Annotated in this window: 16 protein-coding genes; 13 read left to right on the forward strand and 3 right to left on the reverse strand. The window is 71.2% G+C overall.

Annotation, left to right across the window (positions count from 1 at the left end; genetic code table 11):
* Nucleotides 1-94: 94 nt before the first annotated feature.
* Nucleotides 95-1,381 (reverse strand): LCP family protein, encoded by a 1,287-nt coding sequence (locus EDF63_RS05185; protein WP_260232978.1) that lies wholly within the window; start codon nucleotides 1,379-1,381, stop codon nucleotides 95-97.
* Between the two features lie 294 nt (nucleotides 1,382-1,675).
* Here EDF63_RS05185 and infA point away from each other — a divergent pair, with 294 nt between their 5' ends.
* The 8 genes from infA (at nucleotide 1,676) to EDF63_RS05225 (ending at nucleotide 9,396) form a co-directional block, all read left to right on the forward strand.
* Nucleotides 1,676-1,897, forward strand: coding sequence for a translation initiation factor IF-1 (gene infA / locus EDF63_RS05190; protein WP_017885509.1), 222 nt, complete (start codon nucleotides 1,676-1,678; stop codon nucleotides 1,895-1,897).
* Between the two features lie 70 nt (nucleotides 1,898-1,967).
* Nucleotides 1,968-2,084, forward strand: a complete 117-nt coding sequence (gene rpmJ / locus EDF63_RS05195; protein ID WP_071276701.1) for a 50S ribosomal protein L36 — start codon at nucleotides 1,968-1,970, stop codon at nucleotides 2,082-2,084.
* 186 nt (nucleotides 2,085-2,270) lie between these two features.
* On the forward strand, nucleotides 2,271-2,645 hold the full coding sequence (gene rpsM, locus EDF63_RS05200; RefSeq protein WP_058728274.1) for a 30S ribosomal protein S13: 375 nt from the start codon (nucleotides 2,271-2,273) through the stop codon (nucleotides 2,643-2,645).
* A 9-nt stretch (nucleotides 2,646-2,654) separates the two neighbouring features.
* On the forward strand, nucleotides 2,655-3,053 hold the full coding sequence (rpsK, locus tag EDF63_RS05205; RefSeq protein ID WP_017885507.1) for a 30S ribosomal protein S11: 399 nt from the start codon (nucleotides 2,655-2,657) through the stop codon (nucleotides 3,051-3,053).
* Nucleotides 3,054-3,243: 190 nt separating this feature from the next.
* On the forward strand, nucleotides 3,244-4,239 hold the full coding sequence (locus EDF63_RS05210; RefSeq protein WP_071259847.1) for a DNA-directed RNA polymerase subunit alpha: 996 nt from the start codon (nucleotides 3,244-3,246) through the stop codon (nucleotides 4,237-4,239).
* A gap of 63 nt (nucleotides 4,240-4,302) precedes the next feature.
* Nucleotides 4,303-4,872 carry a 50S ribosomal protein L17 gene (gene rplQ, locus EDF63_RS05215; RefSeq protein WP_123311750.1) on the forward strand — a complete coding sequence of 190 codons (570 nt, stop codon included), beginning with the start codon at nucleotides 4,303-4,305 and terminating at the stop codon, nucleotides 4,870-4,872.
* Between the two features lie 158 nt (nucleotides 4,873-5,030).
* Nucleotides 5,031-6,149, forward strand: a complete 1,119-nt coding sequence (locus EDF63_RS05220; RefSeq protein WP_123311752.1) for an aromatic acid exporter family protein — start codon at nucleotides 5,031-5,033, stop codon at nucleotides 6,147-6,149.
* Nucleotides 6,150-6,189: 40 nt separating this feature from the next.
* Nucleotides 6,190-9,396, forward strand: coding sequence for a BTAD domain-containing putative transcriptional regulator (locus tag EDF63_RS05225; RefSeq protein WP_123311754.1), 3,207 nt, complete (start codon nucleotides 6,190-6,192; stop codon nucleotides 9,394-9,396).
* A gap of 9 nt (nucleotides 9,397-9,405) precedes the next feature.
* Here EDF63_RS05225 and EDF63_RS05230 read toward each other — a convergent pair whose 3' ends face one another.
* Nucleotides 9,406-10,239, reverse strand: a complete 834-nt coding sequence (locus tag EDF63_RS05230; RefSeq protein ID WP_123311756.1) for an ABC transporter permease — start codon at nucleotides 10,237-10,239, stop codon at nucleotides 9,406-9,408.
* Complete coding sequence (locus EDF63_RS05235) at nucleotides 10,236-11,234, reverse strand: ATP-binding cassette domain-containing protein (protein WP_123311758.1); 999 nt, start codon at nucleotides 11,232-11,234, stop codon at nucleotides 10,236-10,238. Before EDF63_RS05235 ends, EDF63_RS05230 begins: the two co-directional genes overlap by 4 nt.
* A gap of 90 nt (nucleotides 11,235-11,324) precedes the next feature.
* On the opposite strand from EDF63_RS05235, the gene truA reads away from it, so the two are divergent.
* From truA to glmM, 5 genes are all read left to right on the forward strand, one after another.
* The gene (gene truA, locus EDF63_RS05240) at nucleotides 11,325-12,179 is read left to right on the forward strand and encodes a tRNA pseudouridine(38-40) synthase TruA (RefSeq protein ID WP_260232979.1); all 855 of its coding nucleotides are present in this window, start codon (nucleotides 11,325-11,327) and stop codon (nucleotides 12,177-12,179) included.
* Between the two features lie 81 nt (nucleotides 12,180-12,260).
* Nucleotides 12,261-15,344, forward strand: coding sequence for an ExeM/NucH family extracellular endonuclease (locus EDF63_RS05245; protein ID WP_123311760.1), 3,084 nt, complete (start codon nucleotides 12,261-12,263; stop codon nucleotides 15,342-15,344).
* A gap of 257 nt (nucleotides 15,345-15,601) precedes the next feature.
* Nucleotides 15,602-16,048 carry a 50S ribosomal protein L13 gene (gene rplM / locus EDF63_RS05250; protein WP_071259898.1) on the forward strand — a complete coding sequence of 149 codons (447 nt, stop codon included), beginning with the start codon at nucleotides 15,602-15,604 and terminating at the stop codon, nucleotides 16,046-16,048.
* Between the two features lie 37 nt (nucleotides 16,049-16,085).
* Nucleotides 16,086-16,571: a 30S ribosomal protein S9 gene (gene rpsI, locus EDF63_RS05255; protein ID WP_111083442.1), complete on the forward strand. Its 486-nt coding sequence runs from the start codon at nucleotides 16,086-16,088 to the stop codon at nucleotides 16,569-16,571.
* Between the two features lie 22 nt (nucleotides 16,572-16,593).
* Entirely contained in the window at nucleotides 16,594-17,967 is a 1,374-nt protein-coding gene (gene glmM / locus EDF63_RS05260) for a phosphoglucosamine mutase (protein ID WP_123311762.1), read from the forward strand.
* The last annotated feature ends 51 nt before the right edge of the window (nucleotides 17,968-18,018 follow it).

The raw sequence follows: 18,018 nt of genomic DNA on the forward strand, positions 1-18,018 counted from the left end.
TGGAGGCGCGGCTCGCTCCCGACCCGTCTGCCGCCGCGCGCAGGCGCGTGCGTCCAGTGCCCGGGCGCGCCGCGCCGTCGGCCACGTCCGGCGCTCAGTTGCCGACGGAGCAGGTCTGCTCGGAGGCGCTCTGCCCGGTGATCGACGACGGCAGCGGCGTCGACGTCGCGGTCCTGGTGGCGGACGAGCTCGGCGCGGACGACGTACCGGACGCTGCGCCGCCCGACGCGGACGACGAGCTCGCGTCGGACGGCGTCGTGCCGGTCGACGGTGTGCTCGTCGCGGTGCCCCCGGCGGTCGGCGACTCCTCGGACGCGCGCCCGGTGCTCGAGTCGCTCAGCGACGACTTCACGTCGTTCTGCAGCGCCACGTTGAGGGTGTGGGCGGTCTCCTGGTCGACGATCACGCGCGCGCTGTCGTCGGGGTCGTCGGCGACGGGGTACTGCACGAAGAGCATGTTGGCGGTGCTCATGCCGCGCAGTGCCGACGCGAGCCCGACGAGGGTTCGGGTCTGCGCCAGACCGTCCGACAGCGTCATGTTCGACAGGGCCGCGCCGGCGAGCTTGTAGAGGGTGATGGGGTTCGACAGCGTCCCGTCGGACGTGACCTTGCGGAGCAGGGCCGACAGGAACACCTGCTGCGAGCTGATTCGGGCGAGGTCGCTGCCGTCGCCGACGCCGTGACGGGTGCGCAGGAACGCGAGCGCGTCCGAGCCCTCGAGGTTGTGCGAGCCGGCGGTCAGGTGCAGGCCGGTGAAGGTGTCGTCGATGGGCTCCGCGACGCAGACGTCGACGCCGCCCAGAGCGTTCGACATCTCGATCACGCCGTCGAAGGTGATGAGTCCGGCGTAGGGGATGCTCAGACCGGTGAGGTTCTCGACGGTGTCGACGACGCATGAGACGCCGCCGTTGCCGAGTGCCGTGTTGAACATGGCGGAGGTCGACGCGGGGTACGTGGTGCCCGTCGCGGGGTTGGTGCACGCGGGGATCGGCACCATCAGGTCGCGGGGGAAGCTGACCGCGGTGAGCTGCTGGTGGTCCTGGGAGATGTGGATGAGCATCGTGACGTCGTTGCGGGCACCCTCGACGTCCTCGTCGGAGTCGAACTGCCCCACGCGGGTGTCGCTGCCGATGAGCAGGATGTTCGCGCCGCCCTTGATCGCCGTGATGTCGGCGGTCTTCGCGGTGCTCTGGTCGTCGGTGCTGAGCTGCACGGTCTGCGGTGCGGTCGCCAGCTGGGCGCCGGCGATGGCGGCGACGCTCGTCCCGCTCACCAGCACGACGGCCAACGCCGAGGCCACGACGGTCACGAGCGTGGTCCAGCCGCGGCGGCGGGCCAGCTTGCCGTGTGCGGCGAAGGGGCGTCGGGTGACGTCGGGCACGTGGTCTCCGTTCGGTGGTCCGCGCAGGGTGTGTCGGCGGCGGACGTGGCTGCGGAGCAACGCTACGGTCCTGGCGCAAGCGCGGGCCCGGAGCGCGCCGTCAAACCACTGTGGAACACTCAGGCACGTCACCGGAAGCCCCAGGTGAGGGGGCGTGCCGTGCTTGCACTTGGCAATTGCGGGTTTACCACATAAGATCGATCTTTGGTGTGTCATGCCCTCTCGGGTGTGGCGACCGACCCGCAGACCGGTTCGGGGATCACACCTGTTCCACAACCAAGCGACAGTGAGGCTATGGCCAAGAAAGACGGCGTCATCGAGATCGAAGGCTCGGTGCTCGAAGCTCTGCCCAACGCGATGTTCCGCGTTGAGCTGACGAACGGACACAAGGTCCTCGCGCACATCTCCGGGAAGATGCGCCAGCACTACATCCGCATCCTCCCCGAGGACCGCGTGATCGTGGAGCTGAGCCCGTACGACCTGACCCGCGGCCGGATCGTCTACCGCTACAAGTGATCCGCGAGCTGGAAAGGAACGGCTCGGCAATCCTGCCGCGCACGAAGCCAGCGAGCACGAGGAAAGAACAATGAAGGTCAACCCCAGCGTCAAGCCCATGTGCGAGCACTGCCGAGTGATCCGCCGCAAGGGCCGCGTCATGGTGATCTGCAAGAGCAACCCGCGTCACAAGCAGCGCCAGGGCTAGTCCCGGGCGCGTGACCGGCACCGACGCTGTCCCTCGGACAGCAGGCTGCTCGAGCACGACCCACAACTGAAGATCGACAACGCAGTACCAGAACCCGGCCGCACGACGGCCGGGGGACACCTCGGGTCGGAGGCCCGGGCACCGGTACTGCTCCACACCTCCATCGACAACAGGAGCAGCCATCACATGGCACGTCTAGCAGGCGTCGACATCCCGCGCGAGAAGCGCGTGGAGATCGCACTCACGTACATCTACGGCGTCGGCCGTACCCGCGCGGTCCAGGCACTCGCCGAGACCGGTATCTCCGGTGACATCCGCGTCAAGGACCTGACCGACGACCAGCTCGTCGCCCTCCGTGACTTCATCGAGGGCAACTTCAAGGTGGAGGGTGACCTCCGCCGCGAGGTGGCCGCCGACATCCGCCGCAAGGTCGAGATCGGTAGCTACGAGGGTCTTCGCCACCGTCGTGGTCTCCCGGTGCGCGGTCAGCGCACCAAGACCAACGCGCGTACCCGCAAGGGACCGAAGCGCACCGTGGCAGGCAAGAAGAAGGCTCGATAGGAGACCCCGATGGCTACCCCCAAGACTGCCGCGCGCAAGCCGCGCCGCAAGGAGAAGAAGAACGTCGCAGTGGGCCAGGCCCACATCAAGAGCACGTTCAACAACACGATCGTCAGCATCACCGACCCGTCGGGTGCCGTCCTCAGCTGGGCGTCCTCGGGTGCCGTGGGCTTCAAGGGTTCGCGCAAGTCGACGCCGTTCGCGGCGCAGCTCGCCGCCGAGTCCGCTGCGCGTCAGGCGCAGGAGCACGGCGTCAAGAAGGTCGACGTCTTCGTGAAGGGTCCGGGTTCGGGCCGCGAGACCGCGATCCGTTCGCTCCAGGCCGCTGGCCTCGAGGTCGGCTCGATCAACGACGTCACTCCGCAGGCGCACAACGGTTGCCGCCCGCCGAAGCGTCGTCGCGTCTGACGCGAGGAGCAACCGGCCGCGCCCTGCTCGTCCCCTGACGGGGTCGGGCAGGGCCCGCGGCCATTCCTGGTCGTTCGATCGCGCACATCGGTGCGCGTGATCACAACTCAACAGACCCGTCGGGGCCCACGCGGCCCCGTCGTACCGCCAAGTGTCATATAGCGGACACTTCGCCGAAAGGAATCCCACAGTGCTCATTGCACAGCGCCCCACCCTGACCGAGGAGTCGATCTCCGAGCACCGCTCGCGCTTCGTCATCGAGCCGCTCGAGCCGGGCTTCGGTTACACCCTCGGCAACTCGCTGCGCCGCACGCTCCTCTCCTCGATCCCCGGCGCGGCTGTCACCAGCATCCGCATCGACGGTGTCCTCCACGAATTCAGCACCGTCCCCGGTGTCAAGGAAGACGTCACCGAGATCATCCTCAACATCAAGAGCCTCGTCGTCTCCAGCGAGCACGACGAGCCGATCACCGCCTACCTGCGCAAGCAGGGTGCCGGTCAGGTCACCGCAGCGGACATCTCCGCTCCGGCCGGCGTCGAGATCCACAACCCGGAACTCGTCATCGCGACCCTGAACGACACCGCGCGGTTCGAGCTCGAGCTCACGATCGAGCGTGGCCGTGGCTACGTCTCGGCCACGCAGAACCGCTCCGAGTTCTCCGAGGCCGGTCAGATCCCGATCGACTCGATCTACTCGCCGGTCCTGAAGGTCACCTACCGCGTCGAGGCGACGCGTGCCGGTGAGCGCACGGACTTCGACCGCCTGGTCGTCGACGTCGAGTCGAAGCCGGCGATCACGCCGCGTGACGCCATCGCGTCGGCCGGTCGCACGCTGGTCGAGCTGTTCGGGCTCGCCCGCGAGCTCAACACGGCCGCAGAGGGCATCGAGATCGGCCCCGCGCCGGTCGACGCCGTCCTCTCGAACGAGCTGCAGACGCCGATCGAGGACCTCGACCTGTCGGTCCGCAGCTACAACTGCCTGAAGCGCGAGGGCATCAACACGGTGTCCGAGCTCGTCGCCCTGTCGGAGACGCAGCTCATGAACATCCGCAACTTCGGTCAGAAGTCGGTGGACGAGGTCAAGGACAAGCTCACCGAGCTCGGCCTGTCCCTCAAGGACACCGTCCCCGGATTCGACGGCGCCCACTTCTACAGCGGGTACGACGAGGACGAGTCCAACAACTGATCTCGCGCTCACGCGCAAGCGCGCTGACACCGCGCGCACCACTTTCACCACTGGAGAACTGACATGCCGAAGCCCACCAAGGGCCCCCGCCTCGGTGGCGGTCCCGCTCACGAGCGCCTGCTCCTGAGCAACCTCGCCAACGCCCTCTTCACGCACGGTCGCATCACGACCACCGAGACGAAGGCCAAGCGCCTCCGCCCGGTCGCCGAGCGGCTCATCACGTTCGCGAAGCGCGGCGACCTGCACGCTCGTCGTCGGGTCATCGCGACCCTGCGCGACAAGTCCGTCGTGCACACGCTGTTCACGGAGATCGCCCCGCAGGTCGAGGACCGTCAGGGCGGCTACACCCGCATCACGAAGCTCGGGTTCCGCAAGGGCGACAACGCCCCGCTGGCGTCGATCGAGCTCGTCCTCGAGCCGGTTTCGGGCACGCCCGCGCCGGTGAAGCGCACCGCGGCTCCGGCCGCCGCCGCTCCGGTCGAGGAGCCGGCCGCCGACGAGACCACCGAGGAGGCCCCGGTCGAGGAGACCGAGACCACCGAGGAGTCCGCTCCGGTCGAGTCGGAGACCGAGACCGAGGCTGCTGCCGAGGTCGAGGCCGACGCCGCCGAGAAGAGCGACGACGCCAAGTAGCACCCCGCGTCACCACGACGAAGCCCCCGCGACCCAGGTCGTGGGGGCTTCGTCGTGTCCGGGGGGCCGTCAGCCGCCCCGACGTCCGGAGAACGCAGGACCGTCGCCTTCCCAGTGGGCGCCCCGTAGCGTGTCCGCCCGACAGGGAGAGTCACCACATGGAGTTCCAACACATCGCGGGAGTCGGTCGCCGCGCATGGCGGTGGAGCCGCACGTCCGGCACGCAGCCGCGACTGCTGCACGCAGCCAAGGCCGCCGGCGCCGCGGCACTGGCCTGGGTCATCGCCAGGCACGTGCCCGGGGTCGCGTCCGACTACCCGTACTACGCACCCCTCGGGGCGATCGTCGCGATGCAGACGACGGTCTACGCCGGACTGCGGAACGGCATCCAGACGCTCGTCGGCATCCTGCTGGGCATCGCCGTCGCGGGCTTCACGATGCTCGTGGGGGACCCGGGGATCCTCGCCGTGGCCCTGGCCGTCGGCATCGGGGTGCTCGTCGGCGGGTTCCGGGTGCTCGGCGAGGGGAGCACCTGGGTCTCGACGGCGGCGTTGTTCGTGCTGCTCGTCGGCGGGGCCAACGCGGAGGGCTACTCGTTCGGGTACCTGGTGCAGATGGGCATCGGCGTGGTCGTCGGCCTGCTCGTGAACTTCCTGGTGTTCCCGCCGCTGCACTTCTGGGACGCGGAGCGCCGGATCGACGAGGTGAACGCCGTGCTGGCCGCGCACCTGGAAGGCCTGGCGGACGTGCTGGAGAGCGGCAAGCGGGACGAGGACGCCTGGAACCGGCAGCAGGACAAGCTCGACCGTGCGATCGCCGACGTGCGCGCGCGGGTGTCCGTCGCCCACGAGAGCCGGAAGATCAACCCGCGTGGGGCGCTCCGCGGGTCCCGCGCGCGGCTGCAGCAGGACGGCGCCAGGTTCCGCGCGTTGGAGCGCGTCGCCTGGTACACGACCGACCTCACCGAGCTCGTGGCGCGGTCCGGTCCGGTCTCCTCGAACCTCGGCCGGCCCGACCCGGCCTTCACGGAGCCGCTGGCCGCCGCGATCCGCCAGCTCGCATGCGTCATCCGCGGGGACTGCCCGGAGGACGAGGGCGACGAGGCGATCGAGCGGCTCGAGCACGCGCTCGACGCCTCGCGCGAGAACCCCTCGCACGTCGCGGTGACGGCGTCGGCGCTGGTGGCACTGCGGGGCATCGTGGAGTCCGAGCGCCGCGCGACGGACAACCTCGACACCCGCACCGGCCCGTCGGCGTTCCACCGTCCGCGCGGCTGACACGAGATCCGGCACGACCCGTGCTCCGTAGACTCGCACCGTGACCGTCCCACCCCGCATCGCCGTCCTCGGACCGGTCACGGTGACGGGTGCGGACGGCGAGCAGACGGCGGTGCCGGGCGCGCTCGCACGGTCGTTCCTGACGGCACTGGTGCTCGCGCGCGGTCACGCCCTGACCACCGAGTCCCTGATCGAGGAACTCTGGCCGGACGCGCAGCCGCGGGGCGCCCGCGCGGCGCTGCAGACGCTCGTGTCCCGTCTGCGCCGGAGCGTGGCGGAGGGCCTCGTGGTGTCGACGAGCACCGGGTACGCGTTGGGCGGCGACCCCGAGGACGTCGACCTCGCCCGCGCCGAGCGTGCCACGGGCGTCGCGGGACCGGCAGCGGTCCGCGCTGCACTCGACCTCTGGCGCGGCGATCCGGGCGCCGACGTCGAGGGGGACCTGGGTGCCGCGCTCACGGACCGTGCCGCAGCGATCCGTCGCACGCTCCGCAGGGCGCTCGGCGGCACGTTGCTCGACGAGGGCCACGCCGACGAGGCCGCCGAACTCTGGGCGGCGGAAGCCGCCGCCGACCCCTACGACGAGGTCGCGGTCGCCGGCTCGATGCGCGCCCTCGCCGCGGCCGGCCGCACGAGCCAGGCCATCGCCGTCTTCGCGGCGCACCGCGACCGACTTGCCGACGAACTCGGCGCCGATCCCTCGGCCGACCTGGTCCGCTTCAACGCCGAGTTGCTGCGCCGGTCCGGCCCCGCGACGGGCAGCGTCCGGCGCATCGGGCTGCGTGCCGCGCCGAACACGTTGGTCGGGAGGCAGGAGGACCTCGTCGCCGTGGCGGACCTGCTGTCCACGGGGCGGCTGGTCACCATCCTCGGTGCGGGTGGGCTGGGCAAGACCCGCCTCGCACAGGCGGTCGCAGCCGACCTGCCGTCGACCCAGGGCGTCGTCGTGTTCGAGCTGGCGCCGCTCGCCACGGGCGACGACGTCGTGCCGGCACTCGGAGCACTGCTCGGGATCGCCGAGTTCCGGTCCACCCGGTCGCTCCGGGACGCCGTCGCCGCAGACCTGCGCACCCGCGTGGTGCGAGCACTCGCCGACGGACCCACCGTGCTCGTCCTGGACAACTGCGAACACCTGGTGGCCGAGGTCGCCGCCTTCGCCGCGGACCTGCTCGCGACCGTGCCCACCCTGCGGATCCTGACGACCTCGCGCGCCCCGCTCGCCATCGCCGGTGAGGTCGTGGCTCCCCTGGCGCCGCTGCCCGTCGAGGCCGACGGCGCCGCGGTCCGGTTGTTCACCGAGCGGGCGCGGGCCGCACGACCCGGAGCCGTGCTGCCCGTGGACGCCGTTCGCCGGATCTGCACGCGGCTCGACGGCTCGCCACTGGCCATCGAACTCGCGGCGGCTCGGATCCGCGGCATGAGTGCCGACGAGATCGAGCGCCGACTGGACGACCGGTTCGCGCTCCTGCGTGGGGGCGACCGGAGCGCCCCGGAGCGGCACCGGACCCTGCTCGCCGTGATCGAGTGGAGCTGGCGCCTGCTCGACGACGGGGCGCAGGACCTGCTGACGCGTCTGGCACTGTTCCCGGACGGGCTCGCGGTCGACGCGGTCGAGGCCGTCGCCGCTCCGGACCGCCGGGCGGATGCGCTCGACGACCTCGCCGAACTCGTGGAACAGTCGCTCGTGCAGCTCGTCGAGCACGAGGGCGAGCCCGTGCGGTACCGGCTGCTCGAGACCGTGCGTGAGTTCGGGGCCACCCGGCTCGAGGCGCGCGGTGCGACCGAGGCCGTCCGCACGGCGATGATCGGCTGGGGGCGTGACTTCGCGGCCGACCGCAACCTGCTCACGATCACGGGTGCCGCACAGCTCGACCGGTTCCGTGAGGTCGCCCGCGAATCCGACAACCTCGTCACCCTGCTCCGCTGGAGCCTGGCGGCCGACGACACCTCGGCGGTCGCGCACCTGTTCGCGGCCCTCGGCGGCTACTGGTCGCTGCGCGGGGCGCACGGCGAGGTCGTCGCACTCGGCCCCGAGGTCGTCCCCGTCCTGCGCCGTACCGGACCGGTGGCCGAGGACCGTGCCGCGACCGTGCTCGGGCTCGTGGTCACCGGCGGGTCGTCCGCGTTCAGTGACAAGCGGACCGCTGCCCTGGCGGTGTCGACGCTGCGCCGGGTGATGCGCGACGGCACCACCGGGTTCGCCGTGCTCGACGCCCAGGCGGCCCTGCTGCTCACCCTGGGGCGACCGGCCGACGGTCACACCCTGCTCGCCCGCTACCGCGACGACCCGGAGCCGGGTGTCGCCTGCCTGGCGAACATGCTCAGCGCGCCCCTCGCCGAGAACGACGGGGAGTCCGCCGACGCCCTGCGGTACGCGACCCGCGCCGCGACCCTCTCGCGCACGAGTGACGACGCCTGGACCACCGGGTCGATCGCCGTCACGATGACCCAGCTCCTGGCGCAGACCGGCCGGCACGCCGACGCCCTGCGCTCCGCCGAGGTCGCCCGCGAACAGCTCGAACGGTTCGGGGCCGACGACGACCTGTACGAGATCGGCTGGACCGTCGGGCTCTGCGCCGCGAGCACCGGCGACGTCGTCCGTGCCCGGCAGGTCGCCGACGACCTGCAGCACCGGCCGGTCGAGGCCCGCGGCGGCTTCGACGAGGACCGGGTGCAGATCGGTGTCCTCGCGATGGCGATCGGCGCGGAGTGCTCGCGCTGGGAGGGAGCCCTCGACGACGCGGCGGCGGAGTACGCCCGCGCGTGGGACTCCGTGCTGCCCCTGCGGAAGCAGACACCCCACTGGACGCTCATGGTGGGCTCGGCGCGGATCGCGGCGCGGGACGAGGCGGCGGTGCGCCGGTCCGACGGAGCCGCGCCGGGCCTCCCGGTCGACGACGTGCCGGTCGCGAGACGCCTGCGCGTCGGTGCGCTCGTGATGCTGCGCGTCCACCCGTGGTGGCTGGACCTGCCCGTGATCGGCACCGCCCTGCTCGGGTTGGCGCTCGCCGCCGCCCGTGACGGACAGCGGGAGCACGCAGCCCGGTGCTGGGGGCTGGCGATCCGACTCGGTTCGCGGCAGGACTTCGGCGTGCTCGCACACGCACGGATGCGGCAGGTGCTGGCCGACGCCCTCGGCGCCACGGTGCCGGCGGACGCCGAGACGGCCTCGGCCGGATCGAACCGGGCCGAGGCCGTCTCGCAGGCGCGGCTCCTGCTCGAGGAGCTGCGGTTCCGCGTGCGCTGACGGCGCCCGTCAGGCCTTCCGCATGTACGCGCGGACCGTCAGCGGTGCGAAGACCGCGACGACGACGGCTGCGCCGAGCAGGCTGATCCAGAGGTCGACGCCCACCGTGCCGTGGTTCACGAGGTCGCGGACCGCCGTGATCAGGTGCGAGATCGGGTTGACCTCGGAGAACCAGCGCAACCAGTCCGGCAGGGTGTCCGCCGGCACGAACGCGTTCGACAGGAACGTCAGCGGGAACAGCACCATGTTGGAGATGCCGGAGACGCTCGACGCCGTCCGCGCGACGACGCCGAAGTAGGCGAAGATCCAGCTGATCGCCCAGGCGACGACGATGACCAGCAACCCGGCCAGGACGACCGCGCCGAAGCCGCCGGCCGGACGCAGGCCCATGATGATGCCGACCGTGAAGGTGATCGTGGTGGCGATCGCGTACCGGACGGTGTCGGCGAGCAACGCACCCGCGAGTGGGGCGATCCGGGCGATGGGCAGGGACTTGAAGCGGTCGAAGACGCCCTTGTCCATGTCCTCGCGCAGCTGCACGCCCGTCACGATCGACGACGTGATGTTCGTCTGCACGAGGATGCCGGGGATGATGATCGGCAGGTAGCTCGCGACGTCACCGGCGATCGCGCCACCGAAGATGTACGTGAACATCACGGTGAAGATGATCGGCATCAGGGTGACGTCGAACAGCTGCTCCGGGGTGCGCCGGACCTTGATCAGGCCGCGGTACGCCATCGTGAGCGACTGCCGGACGGTGGCGCCGAGACCGCTCGCACCGACGCCGGGGCGCGGGGTGACCCGGGGCGCAGCGGTGCCCGTGGGGGTGGTGATGGTGGTCATGCGATGCTCCCTGCGAGTTCGCGGTCAGTGCTGTCGGTGTCGTCGTCGGTGGTCGCCGGAGCACCCGTGATGGTCAGGAAGACCTCGTCGAGGGTGGGCTTCTGCACGCTCATCTCGGCGAGGGCGATGCCGGCCTCGCGGAACGACACGAGCAGGTCGGTCACACGGTCCGGGTCCGACATCGGTGCGGTGAGGCGCGAACCCTCGGGGCTGGCCACCGCGTCGACACCGAGGGTGTTCCGCACGATCGTGCGCGCGGCGTCGAGCCGGAGCACATCGGTCAGGCGGAGCTGCAGCGACGAACTCCCGATCGAGGCCTTCAGCTCGTCGCTCGTGCCCTCGGCGACCACCTTGCCGTGGTCGATCACCGCGATGCGGTCGGCGAGCTGGTCCGCCTCGTCCAGGTACTGCGTCGTCAGCAGCACGGTCGACCCCGTCGCCACCAGCTCGCGGATGGTGTCCCACATCTGCGCACGGGTCCGGGGGTCGAGCCCCGTGGTCGGCTCGTCGAGGAAGATCAGCGGCGGCTGGGCGATGAGGCTCGCGGCCAGGTCCAGCCGGCGACGCATGCCACCGGAGAAGTTCTTGAGCGGGCGCGACGCGGCCTCGGTCAGCCCGAAGCGCTCGAGCAGCTCCACGGCCTTGCGCTTCGCGTCGGCGCGGGACAGCCCGAGCAGGCGCGCGAAGACCACCAGGTTCTCGGTCGCGCTGAGCGTCTCGTCGACACTGGCGTACTGACCGGTCACCCCGATGAGGGTGCGGACCGTCTGCGCCTCACGCCGGACGTCGTGCCCGAAGATCCGGGCCTCGCCGCCGTCGGCCTTGAGCAGGGTCGCGAGCATGGAGATGGTGGTGGTCTTGCCGGCGCCGTTGGGACCGAGCACGCCGTAGACCGTGCCGGCCTCCACGCGGAGGTCGACACCGTCCACTGCGCGGTTCGTCCCGAAGGTCTTCACGAGGCCGGAGGCCTCCACCGCGAGCGGTGTCGTGGTCATCGGAATGTCCTTTCGTCGATGTCGAGGACGATGGTGCCGCGGGGCGCTCACGCGGCACTGACGTGGCGCTGACATGGCTACCGTGGGGACGTGAGCGAAACGGTGCGACTGCGGCTGGACATCGCGTACGACGGGGCCGCGTTCTCCGGGTGGGCCCGGCAGCCCGGCCTGCGGACCGTGCAGGGCGCGCTCGAAGCCGCCCTCGCCACCGTCTTCACCCGGTGGGGCGAGCCGCCGCTGCTCACCGTCGCCGGACGCACCGACGCCGGCGTGCACGCCACCGGACAGGTCGCGCACCTCGACCTGTCCGCCGAGCAGTTGGACGCGCTCAGCGCCAAGCGCGGCTCGGGACGCTCGCCGCTCGACGGACTCGTCAAACGCGTGAACGGCATCGCGGCACCCGAGGGAGACGTCGTCGTCACCCGGGCCTCGCTCGCGCCGGACGGGTTCGACGCCCGGTTCTCGCCGCTCTGGCGACGGTACGAGTACCGGATCGCGGACGCCGACGCCCCGCGCGATCCACGTCGGCGCGGGCACACGGTCTGGCACGGGGCGAGCCTCGACCCGGCAGCGATGGAGCGCGGTGCGCTGCGGCTGCTCGGGCTGCACGACTTCGCGACGTTCTGCAAGCCGCGCGAGGGCGCGACGACCATCCGGACGTTGCAGGAGTTCCGTTGGGACCGCGAGCCGGACGGCGTGCTGGTGGCGCGCCTCCAGGCCGATGCGTTCTGCCACTCGATGGTGCGTGCGATGGTGGGGGCGACCATCGCCGTGGGCGAGGGGCGGTTCGGGCCGGAGCGGCTCGAGGAGCTCCGCGTCGCCGAGACGCGGACGAGCGCGTTCAAGACCGCGCCGGCCAGGGGACTGACCCTGACCGAGGTCGGGTACCCGGCGGACGGGGAGCTCGCCGGGCGGGCGGAGCAGACGCGGGCGCGGCGCGAGTGAGCACCCGTCCCTGATGTTGCCGAGCGCAATCATTTACCTCGACGCAACCTGAGGGACTCCGCAGGTCGGTAGCGTGCCGGCATGCCCAACCTCCTCGGGCGCACTCTGCTGTGCGCCACGGCTGCCGCGACGCTCCTCGCCGCCCCGCTCGTCACCGTCACCGCCGCCACCGCGAACCCCGAGGGGAGCGGCCTCGTCATCGAGGAGGCCTACCTGAAGGCGGGCAGCAACGGCGCCTTCTACAACCAGAAGTTCATCGAGATCGGCAACCCGACCGACGCCCCGGTGCCACTCGACGGTTGGTCGCTGCAGTACCGCTCGGCGACGAGCACCGGCGCCTTCTCGACGAGCGCGCTCGAGGGCACGGTCCCGGCCGAGGGCACCTTCCTGGTGTCGATGGCCGGCAACGGCGGGGCCACCGCGGTCGGTGCGGACCTGCCGACGGCGGACGACACCGCGTCGCTGAACCCCTCCGGCACGACGGGCACGATCGTGCTGTCGAACGCCGCCACACCGCTGGCGCTCGCCGCCGGCCCGGTGCCGACCGGTACCGCGGGCGTCGTCGACCTGCTCGGCTACGGCGCCTCGAACACGTACGAGGGCACGGTACGCACCGTCGAGGGCGCGAACGGCGTGCCGAACGGCCTCGTGCGTCAGGGCACCACGGACACCGACGACAACGGCGCTGACTTCTCGGTGACGACCACCCTGACGCCGCGGAACGCCGCCGGTGCGACGACCGCGCCGACCGACCCGACCGAGCCCACCGACCCGACGGAGCCGACGGACCCCGGCGCGCCCGCCGAGGCCGTCACCATCGCCCAGCTGCAGGGCACCACGGACACCTCGCCCTACGCCGGCAAGACCGTCACCACCGACGGCGTCGTCACCGCGGTCTACGCGTCCGGCGGCTTCAACGGCTACACGATCCAGACCCCGGGCACCGGCGGCGCGATCGACCTCGGGACCCACACGGCCTCGGACGCCGTCTTCGTCTTCTCGTCCGCGACCGCCGGGCTGGTGGCCGAGGGCGACCACGTGCGGGTCACCGGAGCGGTCTCCGAGTACTTCGGCCTGACCGAGCTCACGGTGTCGAGCGCGGCGTCCTTCGAGAAGCTCGCCGACACCGTCGTCGCCCCGCAGCCCGCCGCGGTCGCGTTCCCGTCCTCGGACGCACAGCGGGAGTCGCTCGAGAGCATGCTCATCGCGCCGCAGGGCTCCTACACGGTCGCCGACAACTACACGACGAACCAGTACGGCGAGGTCGTCCTCGCCAGCGGTGCGGGCCGGCTCGTCCAGCCGACCGAGGTCGGCCGTCCGGGCAGCGCCGAGGCGAAGGCCGTCGCGGCGTCGAACGCCGCGCGCAAGGTGACGCTCGACGACGGTGCCAGCACCAACTTCCTGACGAAGGCGAACCAGGGCATCCCGGTGTCGTGGCTCACCCAGGGCCCGGTCACCGTCGGCGCGACCGCCACGTTCTCGCAGCCGGTCGTCCTCGACTACCGCAACAGCGGGTGGAAGTTCCAGCCGACCGCGCCGATCACCGGCGCGACCCCGGCAGCCGACCTGCCCGCGTCGTTCTCGACCGTGCGGCAGGCGACGCCGCAGGACGTCGGCGGCGACCTCAAGCTCGCCGGGTTCAACGTGTTGAACTACTTCCCGACCACCGGCGACCAGCTCACCGGCTGCTCGTACTACACCGACCGCGCGGGCGACCCCGTCACGGTCAACTCCGGCTGCGACGCCCGCGGTGCTGCCGAGGAAGAGGACTTCCTGCGTCAGCAGGTGAAGATCGTCAAGGCGATCAACGGCCTCGGCGCCGACGTCGTCTCGCTCGAGGAGATCGAGAACTCGGCCCGCTTCGGCCAGGACCGCGACGCCGCCGTGGCCACCCTCGTCGACGCGCTCAACGCCGCCACCGGCGAGGAGACCTGGGCGTACGCGAAGTCGCCCGCGACCGTGCCGGCGAGCGAGGACGTCATCCGCCTCGCGCTCATCTACAAGCAGGACCGTGTCGCACCCGTCGGCGAGTCCACGATCCTGCTCGACGACGCCTTCACGAACGCCCGCCAGCCCGTCGCGGACGCGTTCCGCCCGGTCGGTGGCACCGCGGACGACGACTTCCTGGTGATCGCGAACCACTTCAAGTCGAAGGGGTCCGGGACCGGCGAGAACGCCGACCAGGGCGACGGCCAGGGCGCCTCGAACGCCGACCGGGTGCGGCAGGCGAAGGCCCTCGTGACCTTCTCCACCGACATGCAGGCGCAGTACGGCACCGACAAGGTGTTCATGCTCGGCGACTTCAACGCCTACAGCAAGGAGGACCCGGTGGTCGTCCTCGACGACGCCGGCTACACCGACCTCGGCCCGGCGCTCGACGCCACCGAGTACTCGTACGTGTTCTCCGGCCTGAGCGGGTCGCTCGACCACGTGTTCGCCTCACCCGCCGCTGCCGAGACGGTCACGGGCGTGGACATCTGGAACATCAACTCGGTCGAGTCGGTGGGCCTGGAGTACAGCCGCTACAACTACAACGCGTCGGACCTGTACACCGACGACGTGTTCCGCGCGAGCGATCACGACCCGATCCTGGTCGGCTTCGACCTCGACGCCGCGGGGACGGACCCGGGCACGGACCCCGGGACGGACCCGACCCCGGTGCCGACGCCGACCCCGACTCCGACTCCGACTCCGACTCCGACCCCGGTGCCGCCGGTCGACGGGATCACCCCTCCGGCTGGCCCGGCGGCACCGTCGGAGTCGCTCCTGACCGAGGCGAACCGCGGTGGGGTGTCCGCCCCGGCGACGGCCCGTGCGGGGGAGACCATCACGGTGACGGTCGGCTCGGCGGCTGCCGGTGACACGGTCGACGTGTGGCTGTTCTCGACCCCGACGCTGATCGGGACCGCGGTGGTCGCGGCCGACGGCACCGTGCGGGTGACGATCCCCTCGGATACCCCCGCTGGTGCGCACCGGCTCGCGGTGACGGCTGCTGACGGGAGCCTGATCGGCTGGACCCCGATCACGATCACGGCGGACGGACAGCTCGCGTTCACGGGTGCTTCCGGGCTCGGTGCCGGAGCGCTGGTCGCGTTCCTGCTGCTCGCGGCGGGTGCCGGCGTCGTGATCGTGCGCCGCCGCAGGGCGGCAACCGCCGCCGCGTAGTCACCACGCGCCGTGGGCGCGAGTGCAGGACGGACGGGAGGCCCGTGGCCAGGCGGTCACGGGCCTCCCGTCCGGCAGTGGCTGCGTTTGACCGACGCGACCCGTATCCGCTAGGCTCTCACCTTGGTCTGTGCGCCACGCGCGCCGGACAGTCAGATGAGCCCTCCACCCGGGCGTTCCGCCGGCTTCTGCCGCGGGGAACCCCGACCGGAGTGGGATTCACGGACTCCTCACCTCGACACGAAAGCAGCACTCCTGTGACTCGCACGTTCTCACCGAAGCCGGCAGACGTCCAGCACGACTGGATCGTCATCGACGCCACCGACGTCGTCCTCGGCCGTCTCGCCACCCACGCCGCGGCGCTCCTGCGCGGCAAGCACAAGGCCACCTTCGCCCAGCACATGGACATGGGTGACTACGTCATCATCGTGAACGCCGACAAGGTCGCCCTGACCGGCTCGAAGCTCGCGAAGAAGGTCTACTACCGTCACTCGGGCTACCCGGGCGGCCTGACGGCGACCTCCTACCCGGAGATGCTCGAGAAGCACCCCACCCGCGCCGTCGAGAAGGCGATCCGCGGCATGCTGCCGAAGAACACCCTCGGTCGCGAGCAGCTCAAGAAGCTGAAGGTCTACGCCGGCGCGGAGCACCCGCACTCCGCGCAGCAGCCCAAGGCGTACATCTTCGACCAGGTCGCACAGTAGTTCCGGCCACGACGACTTCAAGGACATAGAGAAACTCATGGCTCAGATCGCTGATTCCCTCGACCAGACCCCGGAGAGCTTCACCACGGAGAGCGCACCCGCCGCTGCCGAGGCCGCTCCCCGTCAGATCCTCAACGTCTCCGGCGGTGCCGTCGGGCGCCGCAAGGAGGCCATCGCGCGCGTTCGCCTCGTCCCGGGCTCCGGCACGTTCGTCGTGAACGGTCGCTCGCTCGAGGACTACTTCCCGAACAAGCTGCACCAGCAGCTCATCAACGACCCGTTCAAGGTCCTCGAGCTCCTCGGCTCGTACGACGTCGTCGCCCGCATCACCGGTGGCGGCCCCTCGGGTCAGGCCGGCGCGCTCCGCCTCGCCATCGCCCGCACCCTGAACGAGATCGACCGCGAGAACAACCGCGCGACCCTCAAGAAGGCCGGCTTCCTCACCCGTGACGCCCGCGTCATCGAGCGCAAGAAGGCCGGTCTCAAGAAGGCCCGCAAGGCTTCGCAGTTCTCGAAGCGCTAGTCGTCACCGGCTGAAGATCGCAATGCCGCGTCTGTTCGGTACCGACGGGGTTCGTGGTCTCGCCAACGGCGAGCTGACGGCCGCGCTCGCACTGGGTCTTGCCCAGGCGAGCGCGGCCGTCCTCACACACGGACACCACGCCGACGCCCGCCGGGCGTCCGGTCGGCCGCGCCCGCGCGCGGTCCTGGCGCGCGACCCGCGCGTCTCCGGTGAGTTCCTCGGTTCCGCTGTCGCGGCCGGACTCGCCTCCGCCGGCGTCGACGTCCTCGACGCCGGGGTCATCCCCACCCCCGCTGCGGCGTTCCTCGTCGCGGACATCGACGCCGACTTCGGCGTGATGATCTCCGCGTCGCACAACCCCGCCCCGGACAACGGGATCAAGTTCTTCGCCACGGGTGGTCGCAAGCTGCCGGACGAGGTCGAGGACCGCATCGAGGCGGCCATGCACGACCACTCCGCGCCGACCCCAACCGGCATCGACGTCGGGCGCATCTCGCGCTTCGCCGACGCCGAGGACCGCTACGTCGTCCACCTGCTCGGCACGCTGCCGCACCGGCTCGACGGCATCCACGTCGTGCTCGACTGCGCCAACGGCGCCGCCGCCGGCGTCTCGCCCGAGGTGTTCGTGAACGCCGGGGCCCGCGTCACGCTCATCGGTGCCGAGCCCGACGGCTGGAACATCAACGACGGTGTCGGTTCGACCCACATCGACAACCTGGCCCGTGCGGTGCTCGAGCACGGCGCGGACGTCGGCATCGCGCACGACGGCGACGCGGACCGCTGCCTGGCCGTGGACGCCGCGGGCAACGCCATCGACGGTGACCAGATCATGGCGATCCTGGCACTGTCGCTGCAGGAACGCGGTCGGCTGAAGGACGACACCCTCGTCGCGACGGTCATGTCCAACCTCGGGCTCAAGCGGGCGATGGCCGACGCGGGCATCACCGTGATCGAAGCCGGCGTGGGTGACCGGTACGTGCTCGAGAAGATGACCGAGGGCGACTACTCCATCGGTGGCGAGCAGTCCGGCCACATCATCTTCAACGAGTACGCCACCACGGGCGACGGCATCCTGACCGGGTTGCACCTGGTCGCCGAGATGGCGCGCACGGGGAAGTCCCTGCAGGAGCTCGCCTCGTGCATGACGGTGTTCCCGCAGGTCCTGCTCAACGTCCGGGGCGTCGACCGTCACGGACTCGCCGACCAGGGCGTGCAGGACGCCGTGACTGCGGCGTCCGCGGCACTCGGTGACACCGGCCGCGTGCTGCTCCGCCCGTCCGGCACCGAGCCCGTGGTGCGCGTGATGGTCGAGGCCGCTTCGCAGGACGACGCCCAGCGCATCGCCGAGGAGCTCGCCGCGGTCGTGCAGGAGCGCTTGGCGCTCGACGCCGCGTAGGCCGGGGTGCCGGGCGCGACTTCGCGCTGCGCGCGCGCCCCGTTCGCGCCC

This window comes from Curtobacterium sp. JUb34 (assembly GCF_003755065.1).
GTDB lineage: Bacteria > Actinomycetota > Actinomycetes > Actinomycetales > Microbacteriaceae > Curtobacterium.

Coding starts and splice junctions, on each gene's coding strand:
- infA (WP_017885509.1), top strand. CDS start 1,676: ATGGCCAAGAAAGACGGCGTCATCGAGATCGAAGGCTCGGTGCTCGAA.
- rpmJ (WP_071276701.1), top strand. CDS start 1,968: ATGAAGGTCAACCCCAGCGTCAAGCCCATGTGCGAGCACTGCCGAGTG.
- rpsM (WP_058728274.1), top strand. CDS start 2,271: ATGGCACGTCTAGCAGGCGTCGACATCCCGCGCGAGAAGCGCGTGGAG.
- rpsK (WP_017885507.1), top strand. CDS start 2,655: ATGGCTACCCCCAAGACTGCCGCGCGCAAGCCGCGCCGCAAGGAGAAG.
- rplQ (WP_123311750.1), top strand. CDS start 4,303: ATGCCGAAGCCCACCAAGGGCCCCCGCCTCGGTGGCGGTCCCGCTCAC.
- EDF63_RS05220 (WP_123311752.1), top strand. CDS start 5,031: ATGGAGTTCCAACACATCGCGGGAGTCGGTCGCCGCGCATGGCGGTGG.
- EDF63_RS05230 (WP_123311756.1), bottom strand. CDS start 10,239: ATGACCACCATCACCACCCCCACGGGCACCGCTGCGCCCCGGGTCACC.
- EDF63_RS05235 (WP_123311758.1), bottom strand. CDS start 11,234: ATGACCACGACACCGCTCGCGGTGGAGGCCTCCGGCCTCGTGAAGACC.
- EDF63_RS05245 (WP_123311760.1), top strand. CDS start 12,261: ATGCCCAACCTCCTCGGGCGCACTCTGCTGTGCGCCACGGCTGCCGCG.
- rpsI (WP_111083442.1), top strand. CDS start 16,086: ATGGCTCAGATCGCTGATTCCCTCGACCAGACCCCGGAGAGCTTCACC.
- glmM (WP_123311762.1), top strand. CDS start 16,594: ATGCCGCGTCTGTTCGGTACCGACGGGGTTCGTGGTCTCGCCAACGGC.